Annotated in this window: 15 protein-coding genes; 5 read left to right on the top strand and 10 right to left on the bottom strand. The window is 34.8% G+C overall.

The features are described 5' to 3' along the window. The first annotated feature begins 8 nt into the window (after positions 1-8). A complete protein-coding gene (locus tag AAE962_RS01410; RefSeq protein ID WP_343289275.1) occupies positions 9-1,010 on the top strand; it encodes an ankyrin repeat domain-containing protein in 1,002 nt (333 codons plus the stop codon). A gap of 293 nt (positions 1,011-1,303) precedes the next feature. Here the strand turns inward: AAE962_RS01410 and AAE962_RS01405 are convergent, their stop codons facing one another. The 9 genes from AAE962_RS01405 to AAE962_RS01365 all read right to left on the bottom strand — a co-directional run bounded on the left by AAE962_RS01405 (position 1,304) and on the right by AAE962_RS01365 (position 10,056). Then, on the bottom strand, positions 1,304-4,126 hold the full coding sequence (locus tag AAE962_RS01405; protein ID WP_343289274.1) for a hypothetical protein: 2,823 nt from the start codon (positions 4,124-4,126) through the stop codon (positions 1,304-1,306). Continuing rightward, the gene (locus AAE962_RS01400; RefSeq protein WP_343289273.1) at positions 4,107-6,461 is read right to left on the bottom strand and encodes a type VI secretion protein; all 2,355 of its coding nucleotides are present in this window, start codon (positions 6,459-6,461) and stop codon (positions 4,107-4,109) included. Before AAE962_RS01400 ends, AAE962_RS01405 begins: the two co-directional genes overlap by 20 nt. Before the next feature lie 51 nt (positions 6,462-6,512). Further along, the gene (locus tag AAE962_RS01395) at positions 6,513-6,878 is read right to left on the bottom strand and encodes a hypothetical protein (RefSeq protein ID WP_226079535.1); all 366 of its coding nucleotides are present in this window, start codon (positions 6,876-6,878) and stop codon (positions 6,513-6,515) included. A gap of 104 nt (positions 6,879-6,982) precedes the next feature. Next, the gene (locus tag AAE962_RS01390; RefSeq protein WP_343289272.1) at positions 6,983-7,267 is read right to left on the bottom strand and encodes a hypothetical protein; all 285 of its coding nucleotides are present in this window, start codon (positions 7,265-7,267) and stop codon (positions 6,983-6,985) included. A gap of 21 nt (positions 7,268-7,288) precedes the next feature. Further along, a complete protein-coding gene (locus AAE962_RS01385; RefSeq protein WP_343289271.1) occupies positions 7,289-7,855 on the bottom strand; it encodes a hypothetical protein in 567 nt (188 codons plus the stop codon). A gap of 150 nt (positions 7,856-8,005) precedes the next feature. Further along, the gene (locus tag AAE962_RS01380; RefSeq protein WP_343289270.1) at positions 8,006-8,155 is read right to left on the bottom strand and encodes a hypothetical protein; all 150 of its coding nucleotides are present in this window, start codon (positions 8,153-8,155) and stop codon (positions 8,006-8,008) included. 27 nt (positions 8,156-8,182) lie between these two features. Next, positions 8,183-8,401: a hypothetical protein gene (locus tag AAE962_RS01375; RefSeq protein ID WP_343289269.1), complete on the bottom strand. Its 219-nt coding sequence runs from the start codon at positions 8,399-8,401 to the stop codon at positions 8,183-8,185. A gap of 132 nt (positions 8,402-8,533) precedes the next feature. After that, a complete protein-coding gene (locus AAE962_RS01370; RefSeq protein ID WP_343289268.1) occupies positions 8,534-9,529 on the bottom strand; it encodes a nitronate monooxygenase in 996 nt (331 codons plus the stop codon). A gap of 5 nt (positions 9,530-9,534) precedes the next feature. Further along, positions 9,535-10,056, bottom strand: a complete 522-nt coding sequence (locus tag AAE962_RS01365) for a cytochrome b (protein ID WP_343289267.1) — start codon at positions 10,054-10,056, stop codon at positions 9,535-9,537. 251 nt (positions 10,057-10,307) lie between these two features. On the opposite strand from AAE962_RS01365, the gene AAE962_RS01360 reads away from it, so the two are divergent. Together AAE962_RS01360 and AAE962_RS01355 are read left to right on the top strand one after the other, a co-directional pair. Further along, positions 10,308-11,480, top strand: coding sequence for an NADH-quinone oxidoreductase subunit D (locus AAE962_RS01360; protein WP_343289266.1), 1,173 nt, complete (start codon positions 10,308-10,310; stop codon positions 11,478-11,480). Between the two features lie 69 nt (positions 11,481-11,549). Then, complete coding sequence (locus AAE962_RS01355) at positions 11,550-12,593, top strand: hypothetical protein (RefSeq protein ID WP_343289265.1); 1,044 nt, start codon at positions 11,550-11,552, stop codon at positions 12,591-12,593. 257 nt (positions 12,594-12,850) lie between these two features. Here the strand turns inward: AAE962_RS01355 and recJ are convergent, their stop codons facing one another. Continuing rightward, positions 12,851-14,590 carry a single-stranded-DNA-specific exonuclease RecJ gene (recJ, locus tag AAE962_RS01350; RefSeq protein WP_343289264.1) on the bottom strand — a complete coding sequence of 580 codons (1,740 nt, stop codon included), beginning with the start codon at positions 14,588-14,590 and terminating at the stop codon, positions 12,851-12,853. Between the two features lie 665 nt (positions 14,591-15,255). Here recJ and miaB point away from each other — a divergent pair. Together miaB and ileS are read left to right on the top strand one after the other, a co-directional pair. Continuing rightward, positions 15,256-16,578, top strand: coding sequence for a tRNA (N6-isopentenyl adenosine(37)-C2)-methylthiotransferase MiaB (gene miaB, locus AAE962_RS01345; RefSeq protein ID WP_343289263.1), 1,323 nt, complete (start codon positions 15,256-15,258; stop codon positions 16,576-16,578). Between the two features lie 420 nt (positions 16,579-16,998). Next, positions 16,999-20,244: an isoleucine--tRNA ligase gene (ileS, locus tag AAE962_RS01340; protein ID WP_343289262.1), complete on the top strand. Its 3,246-nt coding sequence runs from the start codon at positions 16,999-17,001 to the stop codon at positions 20,242-20,244. Positions 20,245-20,282 lie beyond the last annotated feature (38 nt).

Below are 20,282 nucleotides of genomic sequence, written 5' to 3'. Positions count from 1 at the left end.
AGGTAAATATGTTCAGCACTCAATCGCTCCCGGTTGAAAATATTCAATTAAATCAAGCCGCTTATAACGGTAACATAAATGAAGTTAGGTTATTACTTAATGTAAAAACTGATATCAATATCAAGGATAAAAAAGGATTTACAGCCTTGCATTTTGCCGTTTGTTCAGGACATTTAGACGTAGTAAAGTTACTAATCAGTAAAGAAGCTAATATTCATGCAAGAACTACTAAAGGCAGTACAGTTTTACACTTTGCTGTTGTAGCTAAAAGCAAAGATATAGTAGAGGAGTTAATTAAAGCGGGAGCTGATCCCAATATAAAAGACTGTACTGATGGTAAGACACCTTTACATATTGCTGCTCAAAATGGACTTGTAGAAGTTGTAAAGGTGTTACTTAATACTCAAGAAATTGAGATTGATGCTAAAGACAATGAATTTGGTATAACAGCTCTGTACTTAGCCTCTCAGAACGGACATACTGAAATAGTTGAACTATTAATTAGCACAAAAAATGCTGATGTTAACATAGTAGATAAAAAAAATAATGTCACACCCTTGTATCTAGCTGCTCAGAATGGGCATGAAGCAGTAGTTAAGTTGCTTCTTGATAATGGTGCTAAAGTCAATGGCTGTGATACCAGTATGAATCCTTTGTGTGTAGCTATTGATAATGGCCATGACGAGCTAGCTCAATTATTACTTAGTGTAGAAGGGGTGGATGTCAATATTGGCAATCAGCTTGGCAATACACCTCTACATATAGCAGATATGAAAGGTAATGAAAAAATGGCAAGATTACTGCTAGAAAAAGGTGCTGATCCTAATATTAAAAACCTTTCAGGAGATACTTCCTTACAAGCTGCTGAATACGTAAGAAAAATTAGCTGGCATGATAATCCTCCAAATGTACAAGGAGGATTCTTCGTGTTAGTTGGCTCGAATGGAATATATTCATTTCAGCAATTTTATGAGCAAAAAAAATTATGGAGCTTTTGGTACAACATATAAAGGACAGCAGACCTAGCTCATCAGTAGATGAAATTGACGTATCTGTTCAGCAGAGTAGCAAAATAAGATAGGTGAGAAGGCTAGTTTGTGACATTGGCGTCCAGTTAAATTTACATGGATTCCAGTGTCACGCACTAGAATGACATCTTCAATTTCTATACAGCTGTGCATCATGCACTGAGATGACATTATGGAAGCTGTGATGACAAGAAAAGAAACACTGGTTTCACATGCATCTGTCTCAGTGATGTAAATTCAACTTTACCCCATTTGCAACAATCAGGGTCCTTTTACTATGATCCTAACAATTCGTTTTCGATTTCTTTTTTAATTGTCTCAATAATCTTTTTATCAAGTTTATTTATTAAGGAATCATCAATACCTGTGATGTCATCTGGATTTTGTATCATTTTTTCAATAGCATCATCTATTTTTTTTACTCTTTCTTTATCAATTTTATCAAATATAGGTTTAATCTTCACATAACCAGGAGCACCTTTACTGTAACTTTTGGTGCTTTTGTTAATACAACCGCCAGCACCGTATTTTTTATTCACATAGTTTTTACTACATTTTTTTACATTTTCATACCCAATCTCACCATTTCTTATGTATGCTATTTTATTATCCTCCCCAGAGTTTAGCTTATCTCCTCTTGTAACTTTTTCTTCTAATTTTAAACTTTCTTCATGAATTATTGTCTCTTTATAATCTATTTTTCCATAGGTTCTGTATGTACCTCCGCCTGCAACAGTAATTAAATCTTTACAAATTGTTTCTGAAAGGTCTCTGCACATTTTTATTAAAGTAGGTCCACCATCCTTGTTAGATTTATCATTTTCTTGCCCACCACCACCTTCTGTTACTTTTACTTTAATGTAGGGATAATCGGGGTTGATTTTTAGTTTAGCTTTAATGTAATCACCTGGCCTTCCTTGCTTGCTTACAGTAGACTGAGCTTTACCAATTATATGACCAGCTTCACCACCTCCCCATGCTTCTATTTCAACGTAATCATACATTGACAGATCATCTGTATAGCCATCTCCAAGCTCATAAGACTCTTTATTAATCTTTTCAAGCTCCTGCTTCCTACCTTTCAATTGTGCTACTATTATTTCACTCAATCTCTTTTTTAAACCCTCTAAATCGAATCTGCATAATTTATCAGCGTAAAAGACTTCTGTTCTATTTGCTTTAATTGGATTATCTAACTTCTTTACAACTCCATTTTCATCCTGTGAAACTCTTAGGTAAAAAGGCTTGTTGTCCTTGTTCACATACTGTGTTGAGCGACTACACACTCCATCAAAGCAGAGGCAACCATCATCACCTTGCTTACATTCTTTTTTGTGTTTCCCATCTGTTAATTCATATACTATCTTGCATTTGTCACAATTTTGTTTTGTATCTACCTCTTTATCCTCTTTTGCCATGCAATTGGCTCTAGGCTTATTTTCTTCAGGAATAGAAATATATCCTTTTTTATTAAATATTATTTCATTCAGTGCATCTTGTGGCTTTGCTAAAACATCAACTAATTCAATAATTTCCCCTTTTTTGCAAGGAAAATAATAAGATTGATTTGATTCTTTCGAGTAAACAGTATTGTGTTTAGCATAGCTTTCTCCTACTGACTTCAGCGATATTAGCTCACTTCCTTTTTCAAGAACAAGCTTTTCTGGTTCCGGCTTCCAACCAGAAAGGCAGAGCATTTTACTTTTAGGATTTTCTTTATATTTTATTTCTACTTTTGGATATCCTGAGCCATCTAGTTTGCACTTACCATTCTTAAGCTCTTTACATTCTGTTTCAATATCGGGAACATATCCATATTTTTCTAGAACTTCAAATTGCGAGTTATTTTTTAATATACCTTCTATTATGTTATCGATATCGCTTTTTATGTTACCGGTACCAGCTTTTTTTTCTACTATTGCCGGCTTTACTACTTTTAAAGGTAGATGACCAATATATGTAGGAGAATTCGCATTAACATAAAAAGTACAGACTCCATTATTGTGAGTTCCATGTGCGTGATGAGTGCAAACGTACTCACTAATCTTCATTTTTACTTTTAGCGTATTTTCGCCTTTACCCTCATTAGGCTTTGGTATGCTCACTTCTTCAATCTTTGGAGCAGGTGGCGCTGGGAAGCAGCGAGCAGGAAATTGTAATTTTCTTTTAGATTCTTCTCTCTCAGTACCATAATATTCAGTGCAGAGCTGACCTTTTTTTCTATAGGTTTTGAAGTAATGGATAGTATCTTTAATAGTACGTGGATAAATACGAGTATTCTCACTGTTTGAAAAACCGCGCGGGAAAGGCAGCTCTTCTCGTTCCTTCAGCTCACCGATAATGACTCCAACTCTTGGATGAAAGTAATCATTATCTTGGTTTCTTATAGGAACAATTCTAACTTGTGATGGTGACATCGCAAGTTGTTCACAAAATGGAGGTGGACCAGGTGCAAGTGGCAGAGGCACACATTGTACTTTGGTTTGATAGCAGGTATCGCAAACATTTTCCATATTCCCTGGATGGAAAATATTTTCCCCTGAAAAGATTCTAGAAAGATCTCCAAAAAAAGTGTCCATACAAGCACCTTTCTGACTGCAAGCACATATTTTAGGGGCATTAGCAAATTTTACTTTTTCTTCATCAGTAACACCATCTGCCCATTCCCATCCAAGACCTTGGGCAATTTCTCCTCCAGCTTTTGTTTTATCTCCTTCCCAATCGATAAAAGCTGCTGCAGAAATTCCAGCTCCTGTACTCTGCGTTCCATATATCTGGCGGCAAAATGTTCCACTGGATAATATATAACAGTTGTCGTTCCCTTCGTAATCGCAGACCTTAATCTTTGGATCGAAGTAACCGCCTACTCCTTGATCTTTCACCATTGTTACTTTGATTTCTTTTAATAGATGAGGATCAAAATCCAGGCTACCCCACTTGCCAGTAAAGAAGTTCCAAAAGACTTTACTTACTTTACTTACATTTGCCTCAATATCAGTATTACTTTCCACAAAACGCGGACAATCAGCATATCCTTGATAAGAAAGACAAAATATCAAGGAGAATATCAATAAAAAATTAAGCTTTACATTTTTCATAGAACACCGGTAACCACTTACTCACTTTTTCGCCTTTTTCCTTCATCGCCTCATACATATACTTTATAGTCTCTTTATTGGCTGAAAGTACATGTATTTCTTTCATATTTTTCAAATCTAGATTTAAAGTTACTAAACCTTTGTATTGCTTGATCAAAAATAAACCTTCCTGTGTTGGTGTTTGCAAAATGACATTCAGTTCCTCTTTCGACAGAGAAAATGCTTTCATGTATAACCTGTTTGCATTTATGTTCGGCATCAGAATCCTTGTATCGACATGCTTATCTAAATATTGAGTAAACTTGCTAGCAAATGCTAGGTTTAAGTTTTCAGTACTTAGAATTACTACAACGTTTAATTCTGTCATCCTCTTCATCCAATTATCAAACTCTTCCTCTGTAGGAAAAATATTACTTATCTCCCATGCTTCATCCAAAACAAGTATTGCAGGTGAGCCATCACATTTTGCTTCGAAAGAGTATAAGAAATAGTAAAGTATCACGGACATACATTCTTTTTGCTTAGTGAGATTCGCAGTATTGAGAGATATGATTTTTGTTTCCCAGTCAATGTCTGACTCATCACCATCTTGGAATAAGTAAGCAAATTCACCATCACCACACCATTTACTTATTTTACCCCCAAGAAGTAAAAGCACTTCAGAAATTTGAGAAATAGAGCGCGATTCTCTTGGTATAGCAAATATAGAATCTACAATTTTTTTTGTCTTTTCTTCTACGTCTACCAAACTTGCATCTGCAACCATCCTTTTGATCAATTCAACAAGCATATTGCGATTAGAAGCACTATCTTCAATGTTCAGTGGGTTAAATTTTAGACTTTTATCTTTATATTTTGGATCAATTATGTAATATTGGCCGCTTACTGCTTTAGTAAATATTATTGATTTTCCAGTATTATCCAATATAACAATCCTAGGGTTAAATTTTCTTGACTCCGAAAGTAAGAAATTGATCAGTGAGGTTCTACCTGAATTTGGAGCTCCAAGTATTGTGGTATGACCATTATTTTTCTTTCCATGAAAGTTAAAAAAGTAAGGACTGCCTTTTTTTGAAAAAAAAACTGTTACTGCTTCTTTCCATCTTCCTCCTTTTAACGTACCTGATGTAAAATCATGCAACATAGCAAAGCTGCAAGCATATTTTTCTAATATATTTTTTGGTTGTGTAACAAAAGCAAAGTTTCCAGGAAGCTGTGCCCAAAAATGATTTTCCATGTGCAGATCAGTTCTAAACATCATCAACCCGATTAACGACATTACAGAGGATAAATCACTGATATTTTTAGCTAACCTATTCTTATCATCTGCAAAGATTGTAACAATAATTTTCTGTTGACAAAAATCCATAGCAGAAATTTTTTCAAGCTCTATTATTTCATTTATTCCTGAGTTTTGAAGTAAGGTATTGTCCTCACTGATTTGCAGTATATTAATTTGTTTTTTAAATTCTTTTACTGCTTTATTATTACTAGTAAATATTATTATTTCTGTGATGATAAGCTCAGAGTCAAGTTGCAAACACCTATCTATATTTTCTAAGGGGATTTCTCGATATTCCTTTATGCAAAAAATAGAACCAAACTTCTGTTGACCTTCAAACGATGTTTGAAATTTATTGAAACCAAAAGCTACTTTTAGGTTTTTCACATGCTGCGATAGATCCCTTTCACATATTAGATAATCTTTGTGCGTTAATGTAATAATGTAATGGAGAAATTCCATCATTTGAGAATATATTTTGCCTTCACTAGATCTAAGGCCCAGTTTTTTAGCTCCAAAAGGTTCTAAATCTTTTTGAATCAGGTCAGTTATTTTTTGTAATTCTTGATGATTTTTTTGTAAAAATAACTTGTGCCTATTCTTTATCCCGCCAAAAAAAAATGTATTATTAATATGTTTGCCAAAATCACTAAGTAACACCACAATGTATAGCTCATTTATATACTGTAGTTTACTATCAACTAGTTTATTAAACCACGTTGAGTGTAGCTGATCGGAAAAGTCTGTAGTTTTATTCCACTGTAAGCTCAGTTTATTGCGTGTGCGGACAGTGTGAATCCAAACGGTAAAATATAAACTCTTGATATTTTTTGATATACTTTTTCTAATTTCAGTTCTAAGATCACCATAGTTATCAACTGAAGAATAGTCTTCTAATTTGATTATTTTTAATAATTCCCCCTGTTTTGTTAGTATAGTTTCTTCATCGTAGTGGCAAGCATAAGGGATAAAATCTAAATTAATACTTTCTAGTAACGCTAAATTGTTCTTTTTTTCAGAATTATAGCTAGTGGCTGGTACTTTTGGTTGCATACAATATCATGCGTATTCAATAAAAAGATAATAAAGAATCATCTATCTTACTTAATCCTTATCTTCTTTTTTGTTATTGGATTGTAACTGTATGTCCTTTGCAAAGTTGAATTTTTCTTTCAGGTAATCTGTTGCCTTTTCTGTGCTTCCAAACATCATGATCAGTACGCCAAATATTATCATGAAAAAAATTAGGCCTCTGAACACTACTGCAAGTATCACTGTAGCTATACATAAACCTATAATTGTTGAGGGACTCATATTTTCTACAGTATCTTTAACTGAAAATGAAGAAATAAGTTCTTTCAACGTTCCTGGTATATTTTTCAATTCATCACTTGCTTTGCTAGAACATGACATGAAGATAAAACTTAACAGGGCTACAATAGCAAAAACTCTACCCAATTGAATATGCATCAGCTAAATACCTTTAAGATACTTCTCAAATGTAACAATTTTTACATCAATAGGCAAGAACCGAATTCACTTGCTCACCATAAGTAACTCATATTTAACTTTTATCACCGTGTTAGCTCTTTATTATCAATAAGAGGACTCACACTAATGGATGTTAATTTACTTGACAGAAAGTTTGAACACAATTCAGCAGCAGCTGCTGTAGCAAACACTGCAGCCACCACAAACAGTCCTGCTCCTACTAATCCTGATGTCATTGCTCCTGCAACAATGCACCCTATTGCTAAGAGAGCAGAACTTGTTACAAGTGCGACGTGAAGATTTTTGTTTTTACTATTATTTTCATAATTATTGGATTGCATTGTATCTTTTACCTTACTGCCTGTCACTGAGATCACACAATGAGGCCCTTATTCAGTCTTCTTATAATGTTTAGAAGGGGATCTTCTTCCGCTTGGGACTTTGGGCCTTGTTTTGTTCGGATGTGCTAATTTTGTTTTTCCTTCATCTTCTAGTTGCAAACTATTATCTTCCTCAGCAGGGTTTAATTTTAAGTGTACACTTTCCTCAGATGAAATTGAAGTTAAGCTGCTCCTTCTGCTACTTAATGCCAAGCCAGATGAATTTATTCCACTATCTGAGTTATTGTCACTGATGAGTTTAGAAGTATTTGTACCTCTTGGCACTTCTACAGGATCTGCAGTTGTACTAGGGTTTTTATTTTCTAAATCCTCACAAAATTGGCTAGAGAAGCCATTCAATTGTGATTGTGCGATCTCCTTTCTTGCTTGCGGTTGTTTTGATATAAGAACTGTTGAAGCATCATAATGATCTAAACTTCCCAAGGAATTATATATTCCAGGGGTTCCTTTTCCACTTACACCCTTAGATAAAGAATCCTTTTCCAGAGGATTAATACCTGAATTTTTAGGAATTTCAACTTTACCAGAAAGACTTTGTTTGTTAAATAGTTTCATAGCATTACTTTGTCTATCTTTTTGATTTTGAATAACGCTACTAGAATAATTTTTTTCACTGCTTTTATTCGTAATCCCTGAAATTATTCCTAATATTTTCCCTTTTATTGTTGGTGATCTTTGTGATGATTTTTTTTCATTATTAAGTACTTAAGGTTTCATTAATTCCTCTGACTCTATCACTTTTGTTTTCAATGCTGGAAGAAATTTCTCGGTGTAATAATTATAGTATTTTTCTTGCTCTCTCAGTAATTTTTCTAATTGAATTAATACATTGGGATCAGCTCCATTGTTGAACAACTCTATGAATTTTGTGATAGTTATATCTTACTTTTTTAGATTTTTATGATTATGTGTTTTTTTTGTTACCTTTTTGTGTATAATTTCGTGCAACTCTTTCGTTTTTGATGCTGAAGGATTCCCTGTTTTCTCCTTTCTCTTATCTGAGATTTGTGAACTGCTGATAGGATCGCTAGTAGGTGAGTAAGTATTGTTTCCTACTGCACTATCAAATAGCACTCTTTCCTCATATGATGAATCAAGCATAACACTCCTCTCATATAAATAAAATGTATGAGTACCTCTTTAGCGTTAATTTTACATTAAAACTGGGCAATTATGCCTTATTATGGATAATTATAGCAATTTGCTAACTATTTGCTTTGCTGATTACTGGTTTTACATTTTAACATAATTGCTTGCCTGTTGAACTAGTATATCTATTACTTCCTTTACAGGCTTTTCTCTATCAACCATGCCAACACTTTGACCTGCCATCAAAGATCCTGTTTCAATATTTCCTTCAATTACAGCTTTTCTTAAAGCTCCAGCCCAGAACTTTTCTATTTCAAGTTGCCCCTCTTCTTTTGAGATTTCTCCATTTTGATATTTATCGATAATATCTCTTTGATGCTTCATAAAATCGTCACTTGCTTTGTTAGCTATAGCCCTTACTGGAATTACAGGGAAATCAGCGCTGATCTGCACAGAAGATACAGCATTACGCGCAGCTGATTTGATGAATACTTCTTTAAAATTTTTATGAGCGACTGACTCATTTGTGCAGACAAATAATGTACCTATTTGACAGCCACTTGCTCCCATCTCTAGGTAGTTCACTATCATTTCGCCTCTTCCTATTCCACCTGCAACAAAAATTGGTGTTTTCTCATTTTTAAAATTAGGTAATATCTCTTGTGCGAGAACAGAAGTGCTTACAGGGCCGATATGTCCTCCTGCTTCCATACCTTCTATTATTAACGCATCTACCCCCATGTTTACTAACCTTTTCGCAAGGCTTAATGCTGGTGCAAAGCACATAACTTTAATGCCTGCATTCTTGATTTTTGCTATATTAGGTTTTGTTGGTAATCCGCCAGCAAGAACTACATGGCTTACTTTTGTTTCAATGCATATATCTATTAACTCACTCAAATTTGGGTGCATAGTAATTAGGTTTACACCAAATGGCTTATGAGTTAATTTCTGTGTCTCTATGATTTCTTTTTTCATTAAGTCTGGAGACATTGCACCACATGCAATTACGCCAAATCCACCGGTATTTGAAATTGCCGAAACTAAATTTCTCTCTGAAACCCAGCTCATGGCACCACCCATTATGGCAAATTCACTACCGAGAAAACTTGTTCCTTTTTTCCAGAGCCTACTTAACATATAACCTATATCATACGTTTAAAAATATTTTGTTTATCTATGAATGTGTGTTTTAAAGCTCCAAGTATATGTAAGACTATAAAGAGTATCATAAAATATGCAAGAATTGAGTGTAGCTGATTAGCTGCACTAGCTAGATCTTCATTATGGTTAATTAATAAAGGGATATGGAAAAAATATTTGATCTCTTTGCTAGAATAAGAAGACATGACGTAACCAGATAGTGGCATTAGCACCATCAAAGAATACAAGCCAAAGTGTATCATTTTGCTTGCATTGATTATGAATCGAGAAAAATTGGCTGGAAGTGGTGGAACATAAGTAAAGACGCGAAAAAATATACGTACTATAATTAATCCAAGAACGGTGATACCGCAAGCCTTATGAATAGCGTATATGCTGAATTTAATTTCACTGCTAATCGGCAAACTTTTCATGTACAGTCCAGAACAAAGCATGCCAATAATAAGAGCAGACATTAACCAATGAATGATTCTTAAACCTAAGTTATATTTATTGTCTTTCATTAATTTTGATTACTCCAAAATAGGACTTGAAAAACTATTTTTTAGTCAAAATTATCTATACATAATTTTGCTACCTTAATCAACACAAGTATAATAATTGTAGTTCAAATAAATATTGTCTATCAGATCATAAGGAGATGGTGAATTTTAAGGAGTTTTTCTATTGTAACGATAGTTGTACTTGTGCAAGAAGCCTATTGACTTTAAGCACATTTTACCCTATACAATTTTAACATCTTAAACTTCCAAACATGCCAGATCTAAAGACAATGATGCTAAACTTTGGCCCTCAGCACCCAGCTGCACATGGGGTGCTACGTCTTGTTTTAGAAATGGATGGTGAAGTGATCGAGAGGGCAGATCCTCATATTGGGCTTTTACATCGTGGTACTGAGAAACTAATAGAGCATAAAACGTATCTTCAGGCTCTTCCTTATTTTGATCGTCTCGATTATGTGTCACCAATGTCACAAGAGCATGCGTATTCGTTATGTGTAGAAAAATTATTGCAGTGCGAAGTTCCGATTAGGGCAAAATATTTGCGTGTTCTATTTTGTGAGCTGACAAGAATACTAAATCATTTACTAAATATCTCTTCCCAAGCACTTGATGTTGGGGCGATGACTCCTCTTTTATGGCTCTTTGAAGAGAGAGAAAAAATACTCGAGTTCTATGAAAGGGCCTCAGGTGCAAGATTTCACGCAGCTTATATAAGACCAGGTGGAGTTGAAGCAGATATTCCAGAAGGTTTAATTGAGGATATTGCAAAGTTTATAGAGCAATTTCCAAAGTATATAGACGATGTTGATGAACTTTTAACGGAAAATAGAATATGGAAGCAACGCACTGTAGGAATCAGTGAAATATCAATAAAACAGGCGCTTGATTGGGGCTTTAGTGGACCAATGCTGCGTGCTGCTGGTCTCGCTTGGGATTTGCGAAAAAGCCAGCCATATGAGGTATATGATCAGCTAGATTTTGATATACCTATCGGTCAAAATGGTGACTGTTATGACCGTTATTTAATAAGAATGGCGGAGATCAGGCAATCTATCAGCTTGGTGAAGCAATGCATAGAGAAAATCCCTGAAGGGCCAATAAAAACTGAAGATAGAAAAATCTCTCCACCGCCAAGAGCGGAAATGAAAGAATCTATGGAGGCTCTGATTCACCATTTTAAACTTTATTCAGAAGGATATCACGTGCCAGAAGGAGAGGCTTACGTAGCTGTTGAAACGCCAAAAGGCGAGTTTGGAGTGTATATAGTTTCAGATGGTACCAATAGACCTTATAGATGCCGCATAAGAGCACCTGGCTTTGCGCATTTACAGGCCTTAGATTTCATGGCAAAAGGACACATGCTTGCTGACATTGCAGCAATTATCGGCTCACTTGATATAGTCTTTGGTGAGATTGATAGATAAACCCGCTTATTCATTACCTATTAACTTTCATGTTCTATGCTGCGCCTAAATAATTTATGAGAGGCTAATATGAGTTTTTTTATTGATGAGATTAATCTTTTTTCAAGTATAGACCTTTTTAAGGTTAAACCAGACTATCAAGCAAGAGATGATATTGAAACTAAAATAAGCGCAATTCTTCCATCTAAACATACAATTAATGTTGAAGGAAGTGATATTAAAGTAGAGTTATTTCATTCAGATATCACTGATGCACAACTAGAAGAAATTGAAAAAGTTATAAATGACACTTTTAAACTATGTCAGAAATATAAAATTGTTCCAAACAATACAGATTTTAACTTCCGTATGTTTCTGTTTGAAGATAGTAGTCAATACAATAATGTACGTAAAGTATATTTAGGAAGGGAGGAAGATACATCGGACGAGATGGGACTTACTATTAGTAAACTAATTGAACCATTTGCACTTCCTGATGTGTTAATGAAGTTTCTTCCCTCGTCTGAAATTAACTATCTTACTCTCTCTCATGAGTTTGTACACTGTATGCAAGAGATGACAAAGCATAAAGATTTACCTACGTTAAAATTGCTGGAAGAGGGTACTGCAATGGGAATTTCATGTGAGCTCTTAGATGAAAATGTATGCAATACTCCATGTCAAAAAGGAATAATGGATGGTATTAAGACAGTCTTTGCTAAAGATATACGTTTTATAAATAATTCCCCATCTGATCTCACGGAAAGTGACAATTATTCAGTTGGGTTAGTAATGTTCAATTTTCTTCAAGATCAGCATCCTGAAATTATCAGCAAAATTTATGAGAATTACTTAACAGGAGGTACTGCTAAACTTACTAATATGTGGCAAAGGTTACACTGCATTGATTCAGAATTTCGATATTGGTTGCTTGGCACTACTGCAAAGAAAATACGTAGTCAAGATAAAATAAACTATGATCTAGAAAAAGAAATACTTCGTGATATTGAAGAGCATTCTTGTACACAAAATCCTGAATTTAAAAATATAGTGGATAAACTTTCTAAAATGTATAGCGGAACTCATGAAACATTAGAGTGGGCAGAACAGATCCTTGAAACTTATTTAATTTAATAGAAAGACTTCTAAACTTGATGTCACCTTGAGTTAAACTTTATAGATTTACAAAAGGTTAAAGGATAGAAAAAATGAGCAAAGCTGACAAGCATTTTTTATGTTAGCTCTGCTCATAGGAGCTTATCAAAAAAAAGCTAAGATAGGTCCATTTTCACTGATTTTTCCTATGAATTCATCGTCCATGATTTTTAGCTTTTACGATGAACACCTTGGACGTTAAGATGCTTAGTAACAGGATTTGCTTGTGAGATATGTTAATTACGTGTTAGCACATCTTCTATTAAAAACTGCACAAATTCATTGCCATTCCAGTAATTCATAGAGATTTTACCTAAAATTGATTTAACATTTCCCTCCATGATAGCAGAGCCAAGCTCAGTATTTGCAGAGCGAAACGCAATAGCTTTTACCATAACATTATCATCAGCAATAAAACATTTTATATGATCAACTCCTATAACTTCCGGCTTTCTTATCTTTGCTCCTTGAATGATAAATCTCGGTTCAGGATTGCCAACACCAAATGGCTCTAAGCGTTGCAATTGATTCCACAGGGATAAGTTTATTGCTTTAGCTGTTACTATGCCATCGGCTTTTATGATTTTGTCATTTATAGAGTTTGCAAATCTTTCAGTAAAAAAATCATGTAGATCACTTATTTTGTCTCCCTTAATCGAAAATCCCGCTGCCATACTGTGACCACCACCTTCAATGATTAGGTTGGTAAATTTTGCAGAAAGAACCGCAGCCCCAATATCTACTCCAGAAATTGACCTACAGCTTGCTTTTCCTATTCCATTGTTTAAAGATATTACTATCGTTGGTAAGTGAAACTGTTCTTTTAGTCTCGATGCAATGATACCAATTATTCCCTGGTGCCAATTACCACTTACCATTATAAAATTTACACCTAATAAGGTAAATTTTTCTGCCTGTGTTGTAGCTTCTAAGAGAGCCTCATTTTCTAACACTTTTCTTGCATTATTTAAATCTATTAATTTTAGTGCGATTGAATGCGCCTCTTCTTCATTATCAGTGGAAAGCAACCTTGCACCGAGTGATGCTTCTCCAATTCTTCCTCCAGCATTTATGCATGGTCCAATACTAAACCCTAATCGTGCAACACTTGGTTTTTCAAGGATTCCCAAAGCATCAAATAAAATACGCAAGCCAACGTTTTTTCTTGCTGACATAACCTTTAATCCTTGTAAAACAAATGCTCTATTTATGCCTATAATCTTCATAACATCGCAAACAGTTCCAAGAGCAACCAAATCTAGTAGATCAAATAAATCTGGTTCTTTTTTGTTGGTAAAAAATCCTTGCTCACGTAGGCTTCTGTTAAGGGCAACAATTAGCAGAAATGATACTCCAACTGCTGCAAGGTTAGTATAAGGAGAGCTCTCATCAAGGCGGTTGGGATTAACAACTGCTACAGCACTTGGTAATTTTTCTGTACCAAGGTGATGATCTACAACTATAATATCAAGTCCAAAGACCTTTGCCTCTTCTATAGGTTGATATGCAAGCGTACCGCAATCAACAGAAATACATAAATCAATTCGGTTCTTTTTAAGTTGTAATAAAGCATCTACGTTTAATCCATAGCCCTCATCAACACGATCTGGAATGTAGATTATAGAGTGTGTTCCAATCGCTCTTAGGTACCTATTAATCAATGCTGATGACGTTGCGCCATCAACATCATAGTCACCAAATACTGCAATATTTTCATTATTGTTTATTGCTTTTATTATGCGAGAAACAGCTTTATCCATATCAAGGAAGTGAAAGGGATCTGGTAATAGCGATCTGATTAGTGGATGTAAGAAGTCATGTGCATTTTCGATGTTAACACCACGAGCAACTAATATTCTTGCTAATATTTCTGGCAACTCAAATCTCTGTATAAGAGTTAAAATTTCCCTTTGATCTGCTTCTTGTAACTTCCATAGTGCATTTGTTATGCTGCGTTTTTCAATATCAAGTAGCATGCTCTTTGTAAATAAAACTACTTTACCAGAACTTTTTAGCTTGTTCTATAATTGTATTAGACTTCTGTATAACCTAAAGAAAGATATAGGAGGGTGTCACCCGAAAGGAATCACATTTATTTTGACAAAGAGCATCTACAAAATCTGATACTTCTTCTTACATAACATGCTCTTTAATTAGTATTATATCTATATTAGCATATAAGTGTGAATATTATATTAGTGTAATTACTTTTTAGGTATGAATGGCAAATTTATGCCTGGAAATGGTTTTTAATTACTCGAACCTTTTCTACCTTTATTTTATATTCTTTAAAGAATTTCTATTTTTTACACTTTTTTATAAAAACAATAGGCGCCTATTGTTTTTTTTAACTTAAAAATAAAAGTCAAGTATCTGGAATTCTAGACATAAAATCCTCCTGAAGATTAGAAAAAAATGCAGCGCACATACAACAGAATTTGAACGCGTGCTGAAGAATACGTTTTTTGTTGAAAAATTGACTGAAAAGTCTGCAGACGAAGATAGATTTTTGAGCTCTTAAAATACCTCTACTGTTAGAGTAAGGAAAGCGAGAAGGTTTGTCAAGCAACCTTTATTGGCTGTTGTACTAGAATCCAGTTTTTCGTATAATTTGCTAGAATTTGTGTGAAGAATTTTAAATATGAAAGGCCTATACATTAAAACTTACGGCTGTCAGATGAACGTTTATGACTCTGTTTTAATGGAGAATATAGTTAAGCCTCTAGGGTTCAGTGTTGTAAGTGATGCAGAAAAAGCTGATTTGGTGATATTAAATACTTGTCATATTAGAGAGAAGGCAGCAGAAAAGCTTTACTCAGAGCTTGGAAGGATTCATTCATCACAAAAAAATAAAGAAATGACCATAGTGGTGGCTGGATGTGTAGCGCAAGCAGAAGGAGAAGAAGTGTTCAGAAGGGCTCCTTTTGTTGATATTGTTGTTGGTCCGCAGAGTATTGCTGCTTTACCGGAGTTGATAGTCAAAGCAAGTAGAAGTAAAGGTCATGTAATAAATACTGATTTTCCTGAAGTTGCGAAGTTTGATAAATTGCCAGACGAATGTTATGGTAATAATCAAGGGTCTTCTTCGTTTCTTGCTATACAAGAAGGTTGTGATAAATTTTGTACGTTTTGTGTGGTGCCTTACACTCGCGGGGCTGAGTATTCACGACCAGTAAATGAAATATTCCGCGAAACATTGAAGTTAGTTGCAAATGGAGCAAAGGAAATTACTTTGCTTGGTCAGAACGTCAATGCTTATCATGGGGAGTGCGAAGGAGAAGTGTGGGATTTAGGAAAATTAATTAGTTACATTGCTAAAATTGAGAAGCTAGAGAGGATTCGTTATACAACTTCTCATCCAAGAGATATGCATGAATCTCTCTACTTGGCACATGCGGAGGAATCAAAACTCATGCCGTTTGTTCATCTACCTGTGCAATCAGGTTCGAATAAAATATTGCACGCAATGAACAGAAAGCATACGGCAGAGGAGTATTTGGAAATAATAGACAGATTGTGCAAATTGAAACCTAAAATTGAATTTTCTTCTGATTTTATCGTTGGTTTTCCTGGAGAAACTGAAAAAGATTTTGAAGAAACTATGAAATTAGTAGAAAAAGTAAAATATGCTCAGGCTTATAGTTTTAAATATAGCCCAAGACCAGGTACACCGGGAGCAGAAAGAAAAGATCAAGTAACAGAAGAGGTTAAAACAGAGCGCCTTCTTCGATTACAGGAATTAATTAGCAAGCAACAACTTGAATTTAATCAAAGTATGGTGGGGAAAACTATTCCTGTTTTGTTCAGCGATAAAAAAGGTAAACACCACAATCAAATTATTGGTAAAAGCACCTATATGCAATCAGTATGCGTTGATGACCCTGATGATGAATACAAAGATAAAATAGTAAATGTAAGGATATTGGAAGCTCGGCAAAATAGTTTATTGGGATGCGCTGCCTAATTTGAGAAAAGTGCTCCCATGTTTTCATGTAGAAGCACTTTGTGTAAGCTATCTAGGGTTAATCCTTAAAGGACTACAGCTCTCTGTTACGCAATCATATGAGACTTGATATAATAGATTCGCGGGATTTTTTTTCTTCTCCCACTGATAGTGTACTTTTTTAATCTTTCCAGAATTCTTATATTCATAAGAAAGTGATCCCCAAACAAAGCTACTTTTACTTTTATTTTTGTTAGCATCATGAAATTTCTGATAAGGCCAACTGCTATTGTCTTTATTCATCTTCAACCTAAATAAATAAGTCTAATGAATTAATATGTTGTATAACGATGTCAATACCTATCTATGTTTATAGAAACAGAGTTTTTGAATTTGTAATTTTCTGGAAAGCTCTATATTCTTTGATTTTATCCAGTTTAAATGAACATGAAGCATTATCCTGATACAAGCAGCAGTCCTGATTTTTCATTGCTAGAAAAAGAAATCATAAAATTTTGGCAGGAAAATAAAATTTTTGAGCAGTCAGTCGAGAAACGTTCCAAGGATAATTGTTTTGTATTTTATGATGGGCCTCCGTTTGCAAATGGACTTCCGCATTACGGACACTTGCTTACTGGTTTTATAAAAGATGCATTTGCAAGATATAAAACTATGCTGCAAAAAAGGGTTGAGCGTAGATTTGGTTGGGATTGCCATGGCTTACCAGCTGAGATGGGTGCAGAAAAGGAACTTGGAATATCTGGTAGAACTGAGATAGAGAAGTTTGGCATTGAAAAATTCAATAATCATTGCCGTACTTCTGTGATGAAATTTTCATCAGAATGGGAGAAGTATGTAAATAGACAAGCAAGATGGGTAGATTTTCACAATGACTATAAGACTATGGATAAGTCATTCATGGAGTCGGTCATGTGGGCATTTAAGCAGCTTTATGATAAAGGTCTGGTGTATGAATCAATACGCGTTGTTCCCTATAGCTGGGCGTGCGAAACTCCACTCTCTAATTTTGAAACAAGGCTTGATAATGCATATAGAGAAAAAATTAGCAAGGCTGTAACTGTTGCGTTTGAACTTTTAGAAAACCCAAAGCAATTTAAACAAAAATGTAAGTTGCTTGCTTGGACTACAACCCCTTGGACGTTGCCGAGCAATCTCGCACTGGCAGTAGGAAAGGATATTGAGTATTGTGCAGTGTCAGTCCACTCTTTGGCAGCGCGTGACGCTGGAATCCAGGAAGGTAATAAATGTTTGCATGTTGAAGTGATATCAAATCAACCTAATGAAATTTATATCTTTGCTGAAAGCTACCTAGAAAAATTTATCATCCACTATGAACAAAACAATATTCCATATGAAAACTGCAATATAAAACTTAAAGCGAGTGATCTTGCAGGTCTTTCTTATAAACCACTGTTTGATTATTTTAAAGATACAAAAAATGCGTTCCGTGTTTTTATTGCCGATTATGTTACAGCAGAAGATGGCACTGGTGTTGTGCACACTGCTCCTGGATTTGGTGAAGAAGATTTTTACCTTTGCCAAAGCCATGATATTCGAGCTGTTTGTCCAATTGATAACGGTGGGAAATTTACTGCTGAAGTTTCGGATTTAGCGGGAGTTCATGTTTTTGATGCCAATGATACAGTAATAAAAAAATTAAAAGGGCAGGGAAGTTGGTTTAAGACTGAGCAACATATTCATAATTATCCTCACTGCTGGAGAACTGATACTCCTTTAATCTATCGCACTATGCCTTCTTGGTATGTTGCTGTGACAAAATTCAAAAGCAGAATGGTAGAGCTAAATAAGAGAGTTAATTGGATACCAAACCACATTAGGGATGGTCAATTTGGAAAATGGCTTGAAGGAGCACACGACTGGTCAATTTCACGCAATCGATTTTGGGGTACTCCAATTCCCGTATGGAAATCAGATGATGCAAAATATCCAAGAGTGGATGTGTATGGTTCGATAGCAGAACTAGAGCGAGATTTTAATGTTAAGATAGATGATTTGCACAGACCGTTTATCGATACTTTGACGAGACCAAATCCTGATGATCCAACAGGAAAATCAGTTATGCGTCGTGTGCCTGATGTGTTTGACTGCTGGTTTGAATCTGGCTCGATGCCGTTTGCTCAAGTTCATTATCCGTTTGAAAATAAGGAGTGGTTTGAGAGTAATTTTCCTGCGGATTTTATCACTGAATATATAGCACAAACAAGAGGATGGTTTTATACGCTTTTTGTGCTTTCTACTGCTTTATTTGACAGTGAGCCATTTAAGAATTGCATATGCCATGGTGTAGTTCTTGATGTGAAAGGGCAAAAATTATCCAAACGTTTGAATAATTATGCAGATCCAATGGAGGTTTTTGACAAATATGGTTCTGATGCGCTGCGTTTTCTTATGCTTTCTGGTTCCATTGTTTGTGGTGGTAATTTACTACTTGATAAAGAAGGAAATTTAGTGCGTGATGTCCTGAAAAACGTAATAAAACCTATTTGGAACAGTTATCACTTTTTTACTATTTATGCAAATGCAGATGGAATTAAAGCTGAGATTTGTCAAGATTATCAAAGTACTATTGATCTCTACATGATTTCAAAATGTTTTGAAGCTGTGGAAGGTATCCAAGCTTCTATGAACGACTATAACTCCCAGGAGGCTTGCAAAAGCCTGACAGATTTCTTTGAAGTGCTAAATAACTGGTATATTCGTCGCAGTCGTGAGCGTTTTTGGAAAGGTGATTTAGATCAAGACAAAACCGACGCTTATAATGTTCTGTACACAGTTTTTTATTACATGCTTCGAGCTGCAGTTCCTTTGTTGCCACTCATAACAGAGACTATATGGCAAGGGCTTCAGTACAAAGAAACATCTGTTCATTTGGGTGATTTTCCACAATCAGATAGATATGACAGTGAACTCATTGCCAAGATGGATTTGGTAAGAGAGATATGTAACTCTGCATTATCCATCAGAAATACGTTTAATATACGTATCAGGCAGCCACTTGGCAGTATGACCATTTATCATAGTTCTTCCTGCGATTTTCTTGAAAATGAATATCAAGAGATAATAAAAGATGAGGTAAATGTAAAAAAATTAGAATTAGTAAACAGACTTGAAGATATTGCATCACTAGAGCTAAAACTAAATTTTCCGCTACTTGGCAAGAAGATTCAAGATAAAATCAAGAAACTGGTTCAATACGTCAAGGAAGGGAAGTGGAAGCAAGTTGAGAATGAGCAAATATTTCTGGGAGATGAAACAGAGAACTATACTATAGAAAAAGGTGAATATGAACTATTGTTAAAAGCAAACAGTGAATATTCTTCTGTATTTGATAATAATAAAGGGATTGTTATTTTGAGTACTGAACTCAATGACGAACTAATTCTAGAAGGACTCGCAAGAGATGTTGTAAGGCTTATTCAAGAAACTAGAAAACAAGCTGATTTCGATATATCAGACAGAATCAAAGTAATAATAAAAACAGAAGATGAAAAAATTAAGGAAGCAATAAATACATGGATTGAATATATAAAAGATCAGACCCTTGCCTTATCTTTGGACACTAATAAAGAGGTCGAGGCCGATTTCTATTCTAAGGAATACCAAGGTTTGACAGTTGGTATTAAGTTAATAAAGTTGCAAAATTAGTAATGTTTATGCTATACTTAAATTGCTTTAAGTAGGGT

Source organism: Wolbachia endosymbiont of Encarsia formosa (assembly GCF_039540065.1).
Lineage (GTDB): Bacteria > Pseudomonadota > Alphaproteobacteria > Rickettsiales > Anaplasmataceae > Wolbachia.
This window is presented reverse-complemented; position numbering and strand designations above follow the sequence as displayed.